At 71.1% G+C, this 15,467-nt stretch carries 15 protein-coding genes and 1 pseudogene; 4 read left to right on the forward strand and 12 right to left on the reverse strand.

Features of this window, described 5'->3' with window-relative positions:
* Positions 1-16: 16 nt before the first annotated feature.
* The 6 genes and pseudogenes from ACE101_RS01975 to ACE101_RS02000 form a co-directional block, all read right to left on the reverse strand.
* Entirely contained in the window at positions 17-712 is a 696-nt protein-coding gene (locus ACE101_RS01975; RefSeq protein WP_379125857.1) for an SDR family NAD(P)-dependent oxidoreductase, read from the reverse strand.
* Positions 713-935: 223 nt separating this feature from the next.
* Complete coding sequence (locus ACE101_RS01980; RefSeq protein ID WP_379125858.1) at positions 936-1,103, reverse strand: helix-turn-helix domain-containing protein; 168 nt, start codon at positions 1,101-1,103, stop codon at positions 936-938.
* Positions 1,103-1,438, reverse strand: coding sequence for a helix-turn-helix transcriptional regulator (locus tag ACE101_RS01985; RefSeq protein ID WP_379125859.1), 336 nt, complete (start codon positions 1,436-1,438; stop codon positions 1,103-1,105). Before ACE101_RS01985 ends, ACE101_RS01980 begins: the two co-directional genes overlap by 1 nt.
* Positions 1,422-1,664, reverse strand: coding sequence for a hypothetical protein (locus ACE101_RS01990; protein WP_379125860.1), 243 nt, complete (start codon positions 1,662-1,664; stop codon positions 1,422-1,424). The genes ACE101_RS01985 and ACE101_RS01990 overlap by 17 nt, the downstream gene beginning before the upstream one ends.
* Before the next feature lie 229 nt (positions 1,665-1,893).
* Positions 1,894-2,668 (reverse strand): annotated as a pseudogene (locus ACE101_RS01995) (DUF305 domain-containing protein); the annotation flags it as partial.
* Between the two features lie 106 nt (positions 2,669-2,774).
* Positions 2,775-3,665, reverse strand: a complete 891-nt coding sequence (locus ACE101_RS02000; protein WP_379125861.1) for a manganese catalase family protein — start codon at positions 3,663-3,665, stop codon at positions 2,775-2,777.
* Positions 3,666-4,158: 493 nt separating this feature from the next.
* On the opposite strand from ACE101_RS02000, the gene ACE101_RS02005 reads away from it, so the two are divergent.
* The 3 genes from ACE101_RS02005 (at position 4,159) to ACE101_RS02015 (ending at position 7,735) form a co-directional block, all read left to right on the forward strand.
* Entirely contained in the window at positions 4,159-5,154 is a 996-nt protein-coding gene (locus ACE101_RS02005) for a TRAP transporter substrate-binding protein (RefSeq protein ID WP_379125862.1), read from the forward strand.
* 47 nt (positions 5,155-5,201) lie between these two features.
* Positions 5,202-7,205 carry a methyl-accepting chemotaxis protein gene (locus tag ACE101_RS02010; RefSeq protein WP_379125863.1) on the forward strand — a complete coding sequence of 668 codons (2,004 nt, stop codon included), beginning with the start codon at positions 5,202-5,204 and terminating at the stop codon, positions 7,203-7,205.
* 167 nt (positions 7,206-7,372) lie between these two features.
* Positions 7,373-7,735 carry a hypothetical protein gene (locus ACE101_RS02015; protein WP_379125865.1) on the forward strand — a complete coding sequence of 121 codons (363 nt, stop codon included), beginning with the start codon at positions 7,373-7,375 and terminating at the stop codon, positions 7,733-7,735.
* 15 nt (positions 7,736-7,750) lie between these two features.
* Here the strand turns inward: ACE101_RS02015 and ACE101_RS02020 are convergent, their stop codons facing one another.
* Together ACE101_RS02020 and ACE101_RS02025 are read right to left on the reverse strand one after the other, a co-directional pair.
* Positions 7,751-8,719, reverse strand: a complete 969-nt coding sequence (locus ACE101_RS02020) for a SphA family protein (protein ID WP_379125866.1) — start codon at positions 8,717-8,719, stop codon at positions 7,751-7,753.
* A gap of 70 nt (positions 8,720-8,789) precedes the next feature.
* Positions 8,790-9,251: a cupin domain-containing protein gene (locus ACE101_RS02025; protein ID WP_379125867.1), complete on the reverse strand. Its 462-nt coding sequence runs from the start codon at positions 9,249-9,251 to the stop codon at positions 8,790-8,792.
* Between the two features lie 256 nt (positions 9,252-9,507).
* On the opposite strand from ACE101_RS02025, the gene ACE101_RS02030 reads away from it, so the two are divergent.
* Positions 9,508-10,512 (forward strand): AraC family transcriptional regulator, encoded by a 1,005-nt coding sequence (locus ACE101_RS02030; protein ID WP_379125868.1) that lies wholly within the window; start codon positions 9,508-9,510, stop codon positions 10,510-10,512.
* 156 nt (positions 10,513-10,668) lie between these two features.
* On the opposite strand, the gene ACE101_RS02035 is transcribed toward ACE101_RS02030, so the two are convergent.
* The 4 genes from ACE101_RS02035 to ACE101_RS02050 form a co-directional block, all read right to left on the reverse strand.
* Positions 10,669-12,204 (reverse strand): flavin-containing monooxygenase, encoded by a 1,536-nt coding sequence (locus ACE101_RS02035; protein ID WP_379125869.1) that lies wholly within the window; start codon positions 12,202-12,204, stop codon positions 10,669-10,671.
* A gap of 134 nt (positions 12,205-12,338) precedes the next feature.
* Positions 12,339-13,190, reverse strand: coding sequence for an alpha/beta hydrolase (locus ACE101_RS02040; protein ID WP_379125870.1), 852 nt, complete (start codon positions 13,188-13,190; stop codon positions 12,339-12,341).
* 19 nt (positions 13,191-13,209) lie between these two features.
* The gene (locus ACE101_RS02045) at positions 13,210-13,629 is read right to left on the reverse strand and encodes a RidA family protein (RefSeq protein WP_379125871.1); all 420 of its coding nucleotides are present in this window, start codon (positions 13,627-13,629) and stop codon (positions 13,210-13,212) included.
* A gap of 69 nt (positions 13,630-13,698) precedes the next feature.
* On the reverse strand, positions 13,699-15,348 hold the full coding sequence (locus tag ACE101_RS02050) for a benzoate-CoA ligase family protein (protein WP_379125872.1): 1,650 nt from the start codon (positions 15,346-15,348) through the stop codon (positions 13,699-13,701).
* Positions 15,349-15,467: the final 119 nt, after the last annotated feature.

Below are 15,467 nucleotides of genomic sequence, written 5' to 3' on the forward strand. Positions count from 1 at the left end.
ATGCGTTTCGGCGTGATCATCCCGCGGACATCGCTCCATCGACGGAATACAATCCGCCGGAACAGAAGGCGCTTTCGTCGCTAGCCAGGAACAACCCCACGGAGGCGACTTCCTCCGGCGTACCGTATCGGCCGGCCGGGATCTGGGTGAGGAAGTCGGCCTTCGCCGTGTTCGCCGCTCCTGGGGCAGCACCCTCCTCGATGGCGCGCATCATTCGCGTCTCGATCGGAGACGGGTGGATGGTATTGACCCGGATTCCGTGCGCCGCACCTTCGAGCGCAGCGCACCGCATGAGGCCGACCACGGCGTGCTTGCTGGTGGCGTATGCCGAAAGACCGGCGAAGCCCCGCAAGCCGGCGATCGACGAGGTGATGACGATGCTGCCGCCGCCCGTGCGCTGCATCGCCGGCATCGCGGCGCGCAAGCTGAGCCAGACACCGCGGACGTTGATCGCCATCACGCGGTCGAACACCTCGATCGGATAATCCGTCAATGGGACGACATGGCCCTCGATCCCGGCATTGCTCATCAGGATGTCGAGCCGCCCGTATCGGGCGAGGGCCATCTCGGTCGCCCGCTCGACATCGTCCGGATTGGACATGTCGGCCACGCAGGAGCTGCACCCGTGCGGCCCGATCCGCGCGGCCAGATCCCCCAATCCCTTCTCATCGCGATCGACGAGAAGCAACTTGGCCCCCTCGCGGACGAACAAGGCCGCAATGGCTTATCCGATACCGCCCGCCGCGCCTGTGACGATCGCGACTTTCCCCGACAACCGAGGCACGATTCCCTCCCCCTTTTCGTTTTCAGACCTGGATCGGTTCAGTGTTCCGAACGGTCAGGTTTCGGAGCATTAGGCTCGGCGAGCGGAAGGGGGTCTTGAATGAAAAGGCATGCCACGTTGTTCAAAATTGCTCTTGGCATCGCGCAGCCGGTCATCCGGCAAGGTGCCGGCGGTGGGTGGCCGGGGTCGTGCCGAGGAGGCTGCGGACGACGCGCGTCATATGGCTCTGGTCGGAGAGGCCGCACTCGGCCGCCACGACCTTGAGCGGAAGCTCGCGACGCGCCAGAAGGCGCTTGGCGCCTTCGAGACGCTGGCGCATCACGTAGTCATGCGGTGGCAGCCGAGCGTGCTGCGGAACTTGCGCGTGAAGTGGAACATGCTCAAGCCGACAGCGCCTGCGAGTTCGGCGAGCGTGACGGCGTGGTCGAGATTGTCCTCGATATCGGAAGCAAGCCGTCGGCCTTGGATCGCGGAGCGGCGTCCACGCGTCTCGGGCTCTCGGAACTGCACCTCTGCGTGGTGTCGCAGGAGGTCGATGCCGGCGGCCTGCTTCAGGGCTTCGACGTAGAGGCTGCTGCCGAGGCCGCCATGCCGCCTCTCCTGCGCGAAGCCGGCGACGAGACCCGCGAGAAGACGATCATCGGCCCGGAGCACATCGAAGGTTGACCTCGCCGAACTCGCGCTGGGAGAGGTCGGAGGCGGTCCGGGCCACCATCTCGGGCGAGACGGAGCGGTGCAGCACGTCGATGTTCTCGCTCCAGCGCCAGTGGGATCTCTGTGCGTGGCTGAGGACCGAGATCGAACCCGGCAGCATCTGGTTCGTCGGCCAGTCACCGGTGCAATGCCGGTGCAGCGGTGACGCCCCCTCTCTGTCGGTCACGAGCCGGTCGTCGCGCAGCGGGGGGGAATGGCCACGTCGGAGCCCGCGTACCGATAGCCGACCAGACGCCCCCCCTTCCCAGGAGAGAGGCGCGCTGTCGACGGTGAGCGTCCCAGGAGCCCAGATGGGGAGTTCGTCCGGCGTGATTGGCTTGCTCATTCGCGTTCTCCCCACCTTTGCGACCCGATCAGCCGTCGCGTTGGGCGGGAGATCTGCACCTCCCTATCCACGCCCGTAGCCGCGGCGCCCGCTCGGCGCCGAGCCGCGCCAGCGCGATGCCCTGCGCGTGGTGGTCGCTCATCCGGCGGATGAAGCCCTGATCCTGCGCGAGGTCGGACCCCGCCCAGGGCAGTTCGCGGCCGAGCGCGCCGAGGAGCGCGAGGAGACCGAGACCGAGGAGCGCGAGACCGCCGAAGCCGGCGCCGAGGCCTGCGGCCCGCGCGTGCGGGGAGGCGTGCGGGGAGGGACGCCCGGCGATCCGGTCCCGCAGCCAGGGAAAGAGCGGATAGACCAGCGCGGAGGTCAGGTGGACGAGGAAGCCGATCCAGCAGGGGCTGCTCCGGCGGGAAGATCGGCTGCCGGAAGGGGAGGGCGGGCACCAGCACGAGCCATGCCGCCGCCGAGGTGAGGAGGGCCCAGGGTACGGCGAGGGCGAAGAGCATGCGCGGGCGCAACTCCGCCGTGAAGCGACCGGGGAGGCCGAAGAACACCACCGCCCAGGAGAAGTCCGCCCCTTGGTGGAACAGGATGCCGGCCAGGATGGCGCTCCATCCCGGCTCGGCCTGGATCGCTCAGTCCCGGAGCGGGATCGCGGCGACCACCATCCCGTCGACCGCGGCGTCGCGGCCGATCCGCGCCGCCGCGGACTGGCTCGCCAGCGTCGAGACGCTGCTGCTGACGAGCCCGAGCAGGGCCGCCGCCCGCCAGTTCAAGCCGGCGGGCGCGCCCGCCCGATCACCCGTTCCGGGCGCGGGCCGAACCTCAGCAGAGCTGAATCGGGCCATTCCGCCGAGGTCCTTGGTTTCGCATCATGGGCACCGCCGAACCGGGGACCGCTTCGGCACCGGCCGCTTCGGCCGGCGGCATGATGCTGAGCGCAGGGGCGCCCGGTCACACCTTGCTGTTGGTGACCGGCGGCTCGGTCATCTGCTCCTTCTGGGCCCCGGAATCGGGCCGGGCCGGGCCGAGCACCGGCTCCTCGCCGAGGGGCTCGAAGGCCTTGAAGTGGAACTGGCCACGGCCGTCGATGGAGGGGCCCTCGCTGTAGCGGCCGGGCGTCACCGGGGTGCCGTTGCGCTCCGTTCCCATGAACATGTAGCTGAATTCCTGCGCCTCCTTCGACTGGTCGAAGCTGTTGGGCACCGGCAGCGACTCGCGCAGGCCCCCCAGATCCTCGATCACCGCGAGCCATTGCTGCTGGTGCATGGTGTCCCGGGCGATGAGGAAGCGCAGCATGTCCTGCATGCCGGTGTCGTGGGCGGCGTTGAACAGGCGCACCGCCAGGGTGCGGCCGGTCGCCTCCGCGGCGACGTTGGCGAACATGTCGCCCACGAGATTGCCGCTCGCGTAGACATGCGAGCAGTCGAAGGGCACGCCGTCGCAATTGGCCGGGAAGGCGGCCATGCCGGTGGACAGGATGTGGCGGTGGAGCATGCCCTCGATCACGTGGCGCGGGCGCTCGCCGCCGCTCATCACCGCGCCGATGATCGGGTTGGCCTGCGCGCTCGTCTCCTGCAGGGTCGCCGGCGCGTTCTCCAGGTTGAGCGCGACCGCGGTGGCGAGCATCTCGATGTGGCTGATCTCCTCCGTCGCCGTATTGAGCAGCACGTCGCGATACTTGTTGTCCGGCCCACGTGCGCCCCACGCCTGAAAGAAATATTGCAGACAGACACGGATCTCACCTTCGATGCCGCCGATCGCCTGTTGCAACTGGCGGGCGAAGATGGGGTCCGGCTTCTCCACCTTGACCGGATATTGCAGGCGCTTGTCGTGGTAATACATCGGGCTCTCCTGATCGTGTGATCCGGACGCGGCGGGGCCCGAGCCCCAAGATACTCGGCATGAGTATGACGCGCATCGCCGCCTCAACGCGTCGCCCTGACGAGGGTTCATGCGCCGGCGGGATTTTGCGCCGACGGATCCCGACCCGTTCCGGCGGCGACGCGCGCGATCGCACGGGCGGGTGCCGGGCGAGCGAAGAAACCGGCCGAGCGTCCAGAGCATCACCTCAGCAAGATGTGCATTCCCGAATGCTCTCATCGTCATTGATCGCACGTCACGCCATATCGGCCTGCCGGCGTCCATCTCACACGCCGCCGCAACAGCCCGCGACGAAAACCACCCAGCCAATCGGCATGGCGGCGTAAGATGAGAAAGAATTCACCCAACGGCGGCGTCCGCCCAGTATCAATGCATTCTTTACAATTTTAGATGTCACTGTCGGTGTCACGCCCAAGAACGCCACCAATCACAACAATGGGGAGCTTCTGACGCCATGAACCGCAGGCAATTCCTCTCGGCCGGTGCTTCCGCATTGGCCTGCATCGGGCTTCCGCCCCGGCCGGCCCGGGCCCATATCCGGCCTCAGGTCATGCGGTTCTCCTGCTCCAACGGCATCTCGTCGCAGCAGGGTCAATATGCCGTGGCCTTCGCGGCCCAGGTCCAGGCCCTGTCCGGCGGGCGCCTGCGGATCGAGGTCTACCCGTCATCGTCGCTCGGTGGCGAGGCCGAGACGATCGCGGACACGAGCAAGGGCGTCCTGGAGATGACCCTGGTCTCCAGCGCGGGCTACGCGGCCGTCGCCCCGCGCCTCGGCGTCTTCGACATCCCGTTCCTGTTCCGCGACGTGGCGCATGCCCGTGCAGTGCTGGACGGCCCGATCGGCCAGCAGGCGCTCTCGGAGGTCGAGGCCGCGGGCCTCGTCGGCCTGGCCTGGGGCGAGAACGGCCTGCGGCACCTGACGACCGCCACGGTCCCCGTCACCAAGCCGGAGGATCTGGCCGGGCTGAAGGTGCGCGTGCCCCAGTCGGAGATCATGGTGAAGGGACTGAAGGCCCTCGGCGCCGATGCGCGGCCGCTCTCCTTCCCGGAACTCTATGGCGCGCTCAGCTCGGGCGAGTTCCAGGCCCAGGAGAACCCGCTCTCCAACATCCTGAGCTCCAACTTCGATCGCGTTCAGAAGTATCTCAGCCTGACGGGACACGTGTATTCCCCGGCCATGCTGGTCATGTCGCGCCGCGCCTATGACGGCGTGCCCGAGGAGGACCGGCCCCTGCTGCATCGGGCGGCCCGGATCGCGGCGCGGACCTCGCGCGATTACGGCGACCAGTCGGAGGCCAGCGCCACCGCCGAACTCAAGCGGCGCGGCATGACGGTGCTCACCGACATCGATCGCCAGGCCTTCATGACGGCCTCGCTCCGGACGCAGGGCGAGTTCGAGGCGCTGTTCGGCCCGGCGACCCTCGCGGCCATCCGCGCCTACGGCAAGTAAACCGGCCCCTGAACCTCGTTCCATTCCCGCTTCTGCACGAGCGAACCATGACCTCGCTTCTCATGCGCGTGACCGATCGCCCGATCGGCACCCGGATCAATTTCGGGTTCGGATTGCTGCTGCTGCTGCTGTGCGGCATCGCCGTCTTCAACGGGGTGACCCTGCGCACCGTGGCGACCGGCGTCGCCGACATCGACGCGGCAGCGGCCGGATCGGACGCCCTGTCGGATTTCGCCGGCAGCGTGTTCGACGGCGAGCTGCGCGCCACCCGCTACCTGCGCTCCGCCAGCGGCTCCGACCTCACCGCCGTGCGCCAGGCGCAGACCGTCGTGCGCGACAGCATCGACAGGGTCGCGGCCCTGATCGGCAACGACGCGGCCGGGCTGAGACGGATCACCGCCGAGCTCGATGCGAGCTTCGACAAGGTCGTCGCCGACACCAAGCAGCGGGAGGGCGCCCTGTCCGCGATGACCGCGGCCTCCGCCCGGCTCACGAACTACACCCACACCCTGACGGCGGAGCTCGGCCGGTCGGCCGATCCGGCCGGCGAGGCGGCCCTGCGGCTCCAGCAGGCGGTCCAGTCCCTGATGGCTGCGGCCCGCCGCTACGCGCTGCGGCCGGTGGCGGCCGAGGCGGACATCCTCGCCGCCGAGCAGCAGCGCATCCGGCGGGAACTCGACGAACTCAAGCAGGCGCCCCCGGAGGCCGCCCTGGCGCGCGACATCGCGGGCGGCCTGCCCGCGACGATCGACCGGCTCCTGACCGCGGCGGAGACCTTCACGAAGGCCGCGCAATCCTTCGAGCAGGATGTCGCCGCGTGGCAGCAGGCCTCCGTGCGGATCGGCACCGCGGCGGACGCCCTGCGGACGCGCATGCTGAACCAGCGGAACGCGGATCTCGCCGCCACGAAGGGGCTGATCGGGCAGATCCTGACCACGGCGGCCGCGGTCGCCCTCGTCTCGCTCCTGCTCGGCGCGGCCTTCGCGGTGATGCTGGGCCGCTCCATCAGCCGTCCGCTCGCCAAGCTCGACCGCTCGGTCCAGGCGATCGCCCGCGGCGACCTCGACGTCGCCGTCGAGGGCACCGAGCGCAAGGACGAGATCGGGGCGCTGGCCCGGGCCCTGCAGGTGTTCAAGGCCAACGCGGTCGCCCGGTCGGAGCTGGAGGCCGAGCAGCGCGCCGAGCAATCCGCCCGCCAGCGCCGGGCCGATCAGGTGGATGCGCTGGTGAAGAGCTTCCAGCGCAAGATCTCGGGCTCGCTCCAGATCGTCACCGCGGCCGCCACGGAACTCGACGCCACCGCGCGCAGCATGAGCAGCGTGGCCGACGGCACCAACAGCCAGGCGGCCGCGTCGAGCGCCGCCGCCGAACAGACCTCCGCCAACGTGCAGACCGTCGCGGCGGCGGCCGAGGAGATGGTGTCCTCGCTCCGGGAGATCGAGCGCCAGGTTCTCCGCTCCACCGCGGTCGCGGGGGATGCGGCCCGCGAGGCCGAGGCCACCGACGTCGCGATGGCGCGCCTGAGCGCGGCGGCCGAGCAGATCGGCTCCACGATGAGCATGATCGCCTCGATCGCCGGCCAGACCAACCTGCTGGCCTTGAACGCCACCATCGAGGCGGCGCGGGCCGGGGAGGCGGGGCGCGGCTTCGCGGTGGTCGCCGCCGAGGTCAAGGAACTCGCCACCCAGACCGCCAAGGCGACGGAGGAGGTCGGCGGCCACATCGCGGCGATCCAGGGCGCGACCACGGAGGCCGTGACGGCGATCCGGCAGATCGGCCGGACGATCGGCATGGTCAACGAGATCTCGGGAACCATCGCCTCGACCGTGGTGCAGCAGACCGCGGCGACGAACGAGATCTCGCGCAGCGCGGCCGAGGCCGCCCGGGGCACGCACGAGGTCTCGGCCACCATGGCGGGTGTTCTGTCCTCGGCGGGCGAGACCGGCAGCGCCGCCTCCCAGGTCCTGAGCGCGGCGGCCGAACTCGCCAAGCAGTCCCTCTCGGTCAAGCAGGAGGTCGACGGCTTCCTGCGCGACATCCAGGCCGCCTGAGCCTCGTTCACCGAGGCGGTCACCGATCCCGCCACCCCGCCGCGTCGCCGCGGCGGGGCTCCGGCCGACCGGAACACCCCGGCCGTCCCGGAGGTTGACCGGGCGCACCCGGGCGGGCCGCGCCGGCTCGTCCCGGCGCTGCTGTCGCGCGCGGCCCGAGGCGGAGCATGGCTGAGACCCGGACGGATCTTCCCCCGACCCACACGACGAAGCCGATCGACCCGCCGCCCGCCACCGGGGCCACCACGGCGCAGCTCAAGGCCGACATCGACAGCGGCCGCACGGGCGACAAGGTGGAGGTCTACGATCCCGGCCTCTCGCCGCTCGGCACCGACGACGAGGCCGCGGGCCACCCGCCCACGCCCGAGCGGGTGGCCGAGGCGCGGCGGAACGAAGGCCCGGCCCGCTTCGCCGGCGGCGCCGAGAAGCCGTCCTACGCCCATCACCGGCAGAACAAGGCGCTGCCCTTCTTCCTCGCCTTCATCGTGCTGGCCGCCCTGGTCTTCGCCAGCGTGCTCTGGTTCAAGTGACGCCGGATCGCGCCGTCAGTCGAAATGGCCGACCCAGCGCAGGGTGTAGCGCTGCCCCTCGGGCCGGTTGCGGGCGCCGAACTCGTAATAGGCGTTGAAGAACAGGAAGTTGTCCTTGTCGAGGGCGAGCAGCGCGCCCGGGCCGAGGCCGAAGACGCGCTCGCGCCGGCCCGGCACCGCAATCCCGTTGGCGAGGGTGTCGGTGATCTGCTGGAGCCAGTAGCCGTTGACGCCGAGCTTCAGCGCCTTCGACACGCTGACCTCGCTGGCGAAGTTCGCGTGCAGCGCCTGCCCGGCCTGGGTCGAGAGCACGCTCGGGCCGAAAGCGACGGCCGGCCGGTCGTTGGTTCCGTTCCACAGGTAGTGGAAGCGGGCCGAGATGGTCCAATCCGGGGTCACGAACAGGGTCCCGGCGATGTAGGGGTTGAACGACCAGGCATTGGCCCCCGGGTTCACGGCCGCCGCCGGATCGTAGCGGCCGGTCGGGACGATCACCTGCGCCTCGATGCGGGCGAGGAAGCGCGGCCCCTGGTCGCCCATGATCGGCGCGAATTGATAGAAGGGACCGATCAGCAGGTCGCCCACCCCCTGCCGCGCCTTCAGGGCCGCACCGCCGAGCCCGTCATCCGTGCTCGAATCCGGGAGGTAGGGCAGCAGGATGTCGAGGCCGAGCGACCCGGGGCCGAGCGTGACCGGCGAGACGTAGAGGAGCTGGGTGATGCCGGCGATGACGCTCACGTCCTGGCGCGGCAGCCCGAGCCGCCGGCCGGCATTGTCGGTGAGCCGTCCGGCCGTATAGACCTGCAGGTACTGCGTCGGATACCAGCCCGGCCCCAAGGGCGGGGCCCCGTCGAGGAAGCTGGTGAAGCCGAGATTGAGGTTCGGCAGGTCGTAGGACGAGGCCGGGCCGGCGAGCAGGGTGGCGCCCATCAGGCCGGCGGCGATGCTGCGCAGGCTGTGGCGGGGGGCGTGCGGTGTTCTCATCGGGGAGCCTGGATGCGGGGTCGGGCGCCCGGGTGCCGGGCGTGGGCTGTCGATCGGGACGGGGGGCGGCTCACGCGCCCGGAACAGCGCCCGGCGGCAGGAAGTCGACCTCGCAAGTGGCGGAGCGGCGCACCACCTCGGCCGGATCGGTAAGGCCGTGCAGGAGGTCGAACAGCTCCTTCAGGCGGCGGCCGGGGCTGACCCAGAAGATCGCGCGGTTCGGCCGGTCCGTGCGGTTGTAGTAGGCGTGCGGCTTGCCCATCGGCATGCGCACGAGGTCGCCCGGCTGCGCCTTCAGCCACTGCCCGTCGAGGTAGAGATCGAACGTTCCCTCAAGGACGTAGATGAATTCGTCCTGGGTCGGGTGAATGTGCGGCGGCACGAAGGTGCCGGGCGGATCGAAGGTCTCGAAGGAGAAGGCGCTGTCGCTGTTGGCCTTCAGCCAATAGGTGTGTCCCAGCACGTTCCAGACGGTGCCGTCGATGCCCTCGCCCGCACGCGTGATGCCGGCGGCCAGCGGTCCGATGCTCATGTGTCGCCCATCCCGATGATGAATGCACCCCTGCCCGGCCCGATGATCGGGGCTCACCCGCCCGATGATGAGGGCTCGACTTGGCGGTCTCTACTTGCGAAGTGTCTTTTACCTCTCCGGCAGGCGCTATCCGGACCGTGCCGCCCCTGTCCAGATCGCGCGGGAAAATGGATGAGGTTCCAGGGCGCGCAACGGCGTGGCATCATTCCCGCTTCGACGATCCGGCCTCTGAAGACCGGACGAGGGGGGAAAGGCCATGGACGACCCCGGAGCGGCCGCGCGGCCGCTCGCTCGCTACAGCGTCGTCGACACGCGCGACCCGGATGCCGCGCGCGAGCAGATCGGGCGGATCTTCTGTCCGCACCGGCTGCTGCCGATCGGCCCGGAGGCGGCGGCGTGCTTCGACGCCCGCCACCACAGCGCTCCGTTCGGGCCGCTCCTCGTCAATTACGTGGCCTATGGGGCGCAGGTGACGATCGATCCCGGCTGCCTCGGGCGCTTCTACCTGCTCCAGGTTCCCCTCGGCGGCAGCGCCCTGGTCGCCAGCGGCGGCCACCTCGTCGAGGCCGGTCCCGCCCGCGCCACGCTCCTCTCGCCGACCGTCGAGACGCGCATGACCTGGGCGGAGGGCTGCGAGAAGCTCATCGTCCTGGTGCCGCGCTCCGTGATGGAGGAGCATCTGGCGCGGCTGCTCGACCAGCCCCCGCGCAGCGTCGCGTTCGACCCGGCGGTTTCCCTCGCCGACCCGCGCGGATCGGCGATCCTCGCCCAGGCCCGGCTGCTGCAGCATCTCGTGGAGGAGCGCCCGCCCGGCGCCGCGGCGGGCGGCGTGCTGGAGCGTGAACTCGCCTCCTCCTTCGTCACGATGCTGCTCGGCCACGCGCTCGTGGCGGGGGCCTGCGGCGGCGCACCGGCACCGGCCTCCACCGTCGCCCCGGCCCATGTCCGGCGCGCCGAGGAGTATATCCGCGCCCATCTGGAGGAGGCGCTGACGCTGCCGCATCTCGCCCGGCAGGCCGGCAGCAGCATCCGGACCCTGCAGGAGGGCTTCCGGCAGTTCCGGAACACCACGATCTCGGACTTCATCCTCGCCCAGCGCCTCGACCGCTGGCGGGCGCTGATCCGCTCGTCGACGGGCGAGGCCCGGGTGGGCGACCTCGCCTTCGCGGTGGGCCTGAACCATCTCGGGCGCGCGGCGGCAGCCTACCGCGAGCGGTTCGGCGAGAGCCCGTCGCAGACGCGCGCCGCCCGCCGCGGCTGATCCCGGCCGCTCGGCAGGCGGGCGCCGGCGCGTCCGGGCGCCCGCGCGGCCTCATACGGTTTCCGGATGATCGCTTCGCGATGCGGAAACCGGCCTCGCTCAGGCGCCGCGCGGGCTCGTGATACGGTTTCCGAAAGTGATCGTCCGGAAACCGTATCAGGCGGGGCGCGGCGTCCGCTCGGGCCGGCCGGCCGGCGCGTCCGCGGGCCGGGCGCGGTCGTCGGGGGCCCGCGCGAGCAGGGCGGCGTAGGTCGACGGCCGCAGGGGCGCGAAGGTGGCGGTGAGCGGGTTCGGTCCCCGGGTCCGCACCCCGATGTCGCGCAGGAGCGCATCGAAGTGCCGGTTGTGATAGGGCGCGATGCACAATCCGCCGTAAGCGCGGGCGGAGGGCCGCTCGCTGCGTCGCCACGCCAGGGAGCGGGCGATCTCGGCCTCCATCGCGCCCCGGCCCGGCTGCCGCCGCAAGCGGCCCTCCATGTAGCGCACGAGCCAGTGGGCGCCGATCTCGGCCGAGAGATTGGTGGCGAAGCTGGAGTTGAAGCCCACGAAGCCGAGATCGGGCAGATCCGGATTCACGATCATCCGGTAGAGGCGGTACTGCCCGTCCGGCTCGACCAGCCTGGCGCGGTCGGCAGGCTCCAGGATCGGCAGGTCCTGCTTCCAGCCGGTCGCCATCACGACGAGATCGGCCTCGACGCGCTCGCCCCCCGTGAGCACCGCCGTCGCTCCCTCGTAGCGGTCGATGGTGCCCTGGACCGGCCGGATCTTGCCCTCCGCGATGAGCCGGTAGAAGCCCGGGGTCTCGACCGCGAGGTTGCAGTGGATCTCGTCCTCGATGCGCGCCGTCGGGACGAGGCCGTGCCGCTTGAGCCCGAACTGCAGCGTGAGCAGCGCCTCGAGGGCGCGCCAGTTGGCCCAGGTCAGCGGCGCGGCGAGGCGCTGAAGCACGCGCCGGACCGGCCCGGCATCGAAGGGCAGGAACATCGCCTCGGCGGCGCGGCAGTACAGGATCCGCTTGAAGTTGATCAGGCCGCCGAAGAAGTAGGGGATCTTCCAGGCCGGTTCGAGGAAGACGAGCGTCACCGCCTGCGCGCCGTGCCGCACGGCGCTGACTGCGACGTCGGTGGCCGATTTGGAATAGCCGAGCACGATCACGCGCCGGCCGCGAACCGACGCGGCATCCGTGTGCTCGCTCGAGTGGAGGATCGTGCCGCCCCGTGCGGCGAAGCCCTCGGCCCCCGGATGCACGGGCTTGTTCTTCTGGCTGAACTGTCCGGTGCAGACCGCGACGAAGTCGTAGGCTTCGGTCGTGGACCCGTTCCCGGCGGTGACGGTCACGTCCCAGCCGCGGTCCGGGCGCCGCCGGATCCCCGTCACCGTGCGGCCGAAGCGCAGGGCCGGCCGCAGGCCGAAGCGCTCCGCATAGCTCGTCAGATAGGCATGGACCTGATGGCCGGCCGGCCACTCGGGATAGGCGGCGGGCATCGGCATCTCGCTGAAGGCGTAGATGTCCTTGGGTGTCTGGGTCCTGACGTCCGGGTAGGAGCGCGAGGGCTCCCAGACCCCGCCGAGATCCGGACCGCGCTCCAGGACGGTGACCCGGTGCCCGCGGGCCAGGAACGCCTTGGCGGCGGACAGGCCGCTGATCCCGGCACCGATGACGCACACGTTGCGGCTGCTGACCTTAGTCATCGCGACCTCCCCTGCGCACCCGGCGGCGGCCGGGCCGATGGCGGAAGTCTCCCGCGGGGGGGGCGCGCCGGCTATCCTTCCTGCGAGGGCGCTGTCCGGATCGCGCGGCAATGCGCCGGACGCGCCGGATCCGGTCAGCCGCCCCGGATCGCGGTTTCCACCGCGCGGGCGAGCACGCCGTCCGGCTCGCTCAGGCTCAGCGCGATGTCGAAATGGTGGTGGTCCGGCATCGCGATCCGGCGGGTGGGATGGCCCGCTGCCTCCCAGGCCCGCGCGAAGGCCTCCGTCTGCGCCTTGAAGGCGTCGCTCTCGCGCCCGCCCACCGCGGCGAGCAGCCGGGCATCGGAGCGCGCCGGGATGTGCCGGAGCGGGCTGTTGCGCCGCGCCGCCGCCGGATCGAGCCCCATCCAGGCGTTGATGTGGGTGTGGATCAGCGGCTCCAGATCCATCAGGCCGGAGAGCAGCAGGGCGGAGGCGATCACGTCCTCCGGCAGGTCGAACGCCGTGTGCCAGCCCTCCGCCAGCAGCATGCCGCCGAGATGGCCCCCGGCCGAGGAGCCGCCCAGGTGCAGCCGGCGCGCATCGATGCCGTAGCGGCCCGCGTTCCGGTGCAGCCACGCCGCCGCCGCCCGGGTCTGCCGCACGATCTCGTCGAGATGGACGGCGGGCGCGAGGCCGTAGTTCAGCACCGCCACCGAGACGCCCCCCGGGACGAGGCCGAGCGCCGCGAAGGCGTTGTCGTCCTTGGACAGGGCCCGCCAGTAGCCGCCGTGGATCCACAGGAACAGGGGCGTGCCGGGACCGGCCGGATAGAGATCGAGCACCTGCGCCGAGGCCGGGTCGTAGACGAGGTCGGGGATGCGCGCGAGCTCGGCCCGCGCCCGCTCGCTCGCGGCCACGTAGCGCGCGTATTCCGCCTCGAAGCTCGGGACACTCGCCCGCGCGTTGTATTCCCGGTCCAGCCGCTCGCGCTCCTCAGGCGTCATCGTCCCGCTCTCCGTCTCGTCACTCCGGCAGGACGGCGGTCGCCTCGATCTCGACCCGCGCGGCCGGCTCGACCAAGCGCACCACCTGCACCAGCGCCATGGCCGGGTAATGGTCGCCGAACACCGCCCGGTAAACCCCGCCGAGGTCGCGCCGGGCGCCGAGATACTCGTCCATGTCCACGACGTACCATGTCAGGCGCACGAGGTGGCGCGGCTCGGCGCCGGCCTCGGCCAGGATCGCCCGGATGTTCTCCAGCGCCTGGGCGACCTGCGCCACCAGCCCCTCGGGGAAACGCTCCTGCGCGTCCCAGCCGACGACGCCGCCGGTCACCACGAGGCGGCCGCGCGCCGCCATGCCGTTGGCGTAGCCGCGCGGCGCGGGCCAGCCGGCCGGTTGCAGGCGTGCCGGGCCGTCCGGCGTCCCGATCACGGGTTCCATCACTCTCACGGGCTCACTCTCCAGATGGGGCGGGGCGCGGGGCCGGCGGGCCGGTCCCCCCGCGGCGGGTCAGGCGGGAACCGAGACGGGCGCGGCGGAGGCGGCCTCGGCGGCGAGCCGGCGCAGCTCGAAGCGCTGGATCTTGCCGGAGGTGGTCTTCGGCAGGGCGGCGACGAACTCGACCGCGCGCGGATACTTGTAGGGGGCGATTTCTGCCTTCACGAAATCCTGCAGGGCCTTGGCGAGGTCCGGCCCCGCCTCCGAACCGGGCGCCAGCACCACGTAGGCCTTCACGAGGGTGCCGCGGGCCGGATCGGGGGCGCCGACCACGGCGCATTCCAGCACGGCCGGATGGCGCAGCAGGGCCGCCTCCACCTCCGGGCCGGCGATGTTGTAGCCGGCCGACACGATCATGTCGTCGGTGCGGGCCTGATACCAGAAGTAGCCGTCCTCATCCATGAGGTAGCTGTCGCCGGGATAGTTCCAGCCGTCGACGACGTATTGGGTCTGGCGCGCATCGGCGAGGTAGCGGCAGCCGACCGGGCCCCGCACGGCGAGGCGCCCGACCGTGCCCGGCGGCACCTCCCGGCCCGCCTCGTCGACGACGCGCGCCTCGAAGCCCGGGACCGGCCGGCCGGTGGCGCCGGGCCGGACCTGATCCTCCGGGGCGCTGATGTAGATGTGCAGCATCTCGGTGCCGCCGATCCCGTCGAGGAGCTTCAGCCCGGTGGCGGCCTGCCACGCCTCGAAGGTCGCCCGCGGCAGCGCCTCGCCCGCCGAGACGCAGCGGCGCAGGGAGGTGAGGTCGTAATGCGCGATCTTGGCCAGCATCGCCCGGTAGGCGGTGGGGGCCGTGAAGCAGATCGTCGCCCGCTCCCGGGCGATCGCGGTGGCGAGGGCGTCCGGCCCGGTCAGCTCCAGCACGATCCCGGTCGCCCCGATCCGCATCGGGAACAGCACGATGGCGAGGCCGAAGGTGAAGGCGAGGGGCGCCGTGCCGATGAAGCGGTCCTCCGGCGCCGCCCGCACCACGTGGCGGGCATAGGTGTCGCAGATCGCCAGCATGTCCCGGTGGAAGTGCATCGCCCCCTTCGGCTCGCCGGTGGTGCCCGAGGTGAAGGCGATCAGGCAGACGTCGTCCGCGGCGGTGTCGAGCGCCGTGAAGGCCGGGCTCTCCCGGGCCGCCAGGGCTTCGAGGGAATCCGGGGCGCCCGAGCCCCAGTAGACGACCCGCTCCAGCCCCGGCGCCATCGCCCGCGCCCGCTCCATCTCGTCGGCGAGGCGGTGATCGCAGAGGGCGAGCGCGATCTTCGCCTTGTCGAGCGGGTAGGCGAGTTCGCGCGCGCGCAGCATCGGCATGGTGGCGACGACGATACCGCCCGCCTTGATCACCGCCAGATAGGCCGCGACGAGGGCCGGGGTGTTGCCGGAGCGGAGCAGCACCCGGTGGCCGGGCTTCAGCCCGAGCCGGTTCACCAGGAGGTTCGCGATGCGGTTCACCCGCTCGAAGAGCTGGCGGTAGGTCAGCGATTCCTGCTCGCCGACGAGGCAGAGGGCATGGCCGCGCCCCTCGGCGATCCAGCGGTCGAGGAACTGCGAGACGCAGTTGAGCCTCGCCGGATAGCGCAGCTCCGGCAGCGCGAAGACCAGGTCGGGCCAGAGCTCGCGGGGCGGAAGGTTGTCGCGGGCGAACGGATCGAGATGAGCGGATTCGGTCACGGGATGTCACCTTGGGCTCGACGCGTCGGCGGCCGCCGGACACCCCGTCGAGCGTCTGGCGGATATCAGTGGCTGATCTCTTGCATGCTCCCCGGGAGGCGGCGCCCGCCTTCCCGCAA

This window comes from Methylobacterium carpenticola, from assembly GCF_042748905.1.
GTDB lineage: Bacteria > Pseudomonadota > Alphaproteobacteria > Rhizobiales > Beijerinckiaceae > Methylobacterium > Methylobacterium carpenticola.

What these genes read in the sequence shown, in the direction of transcription:
- ACE101_RS01980 (WP_379125858.1), bottom strand. Translation starts at nt 1,103, where the DNA reads ATGCGCCAGCGTCTCGAAGGCGCCAAGCGCCTTCTGGCGCGTCGCGAG.
- ACE101_RS02000 (WP_379125861.1), bottom strand. Translation starts at nt 3,665, where the DNA reads ATGTATTACCACGACAAGCGCCTGCAATATCCGGTCAAGGTGGAGAAG.
- ACE101_RS02005 (WP_379125862.1), top strand. Translation starts at nt 4,159, where the DNA reads ATGAACCGCAGGCAATTCCTCTCGGCCGGTGCTTCCGCATTGGCCTGC.
- ACE101_RS02010 (WP_379125863.1), top strand. Translation starts at nt 5,202, where the DNA reads ATGACCTCGCTTCTCATGCGCGTGACCGATCGCCCGATCGGCACCCGG.
- ACE101_RS02015 (WP_379125865.1), top strand. Translation starts at nt 7,373, where the DNA reads ATGGCTGAGACCCGGACGGATCTTCCCCCGACCCACACGACGAAGCCG.
- ACE101_RS02020 (WP_379125866.1), bottom strand. Translation starts at nt 8,719, where the DNA reads ATGAGAACACCGCACGCCCCCCGCCACAGCCTGCGCAGCATCGCCGCC.
- ACE101_RS02025 (WP_379125867.1), bottom strand. Translation starts at nt 9,251, where the DNA reads ATGAGCATCGGACCGCTGGCCGCCGGCATCACGCGTGCGGGCGAGGGC.
- ACE101_RS02030 (WP_379125868.1), top strand. Translation starts at nt 9,508, where the DNA reads ATGGACGACCCCGGAGCGGCCGCGCGGCCGCTCGCTCGCTACAGCGTC.
- ACE101_RS02035 (WP_379125869.1), bottom strand. Translation starts at nt 12,204, where the DNA reads ATGACTAAGGTCAGCAGCCGCAACGTGTGCGTCATCGGTGCCGGGATC.
- ACE101_RS02040 (WP_379125870.1), bottom strand. Translation starts at nt 13,190, where the DNA reads ATGACGCCTGAGGAGCGCGAGCGGCTGGACCGGGAATACAACGCGCGG.
- ACE101_RS02045 (WP_379125871.1), bottom strand. Translation starts at nt 13,629, where the DNA reads ATGGAACCCGTGATCGGGACGCCGGACGGCCCGGCACGCCTGCAACCG.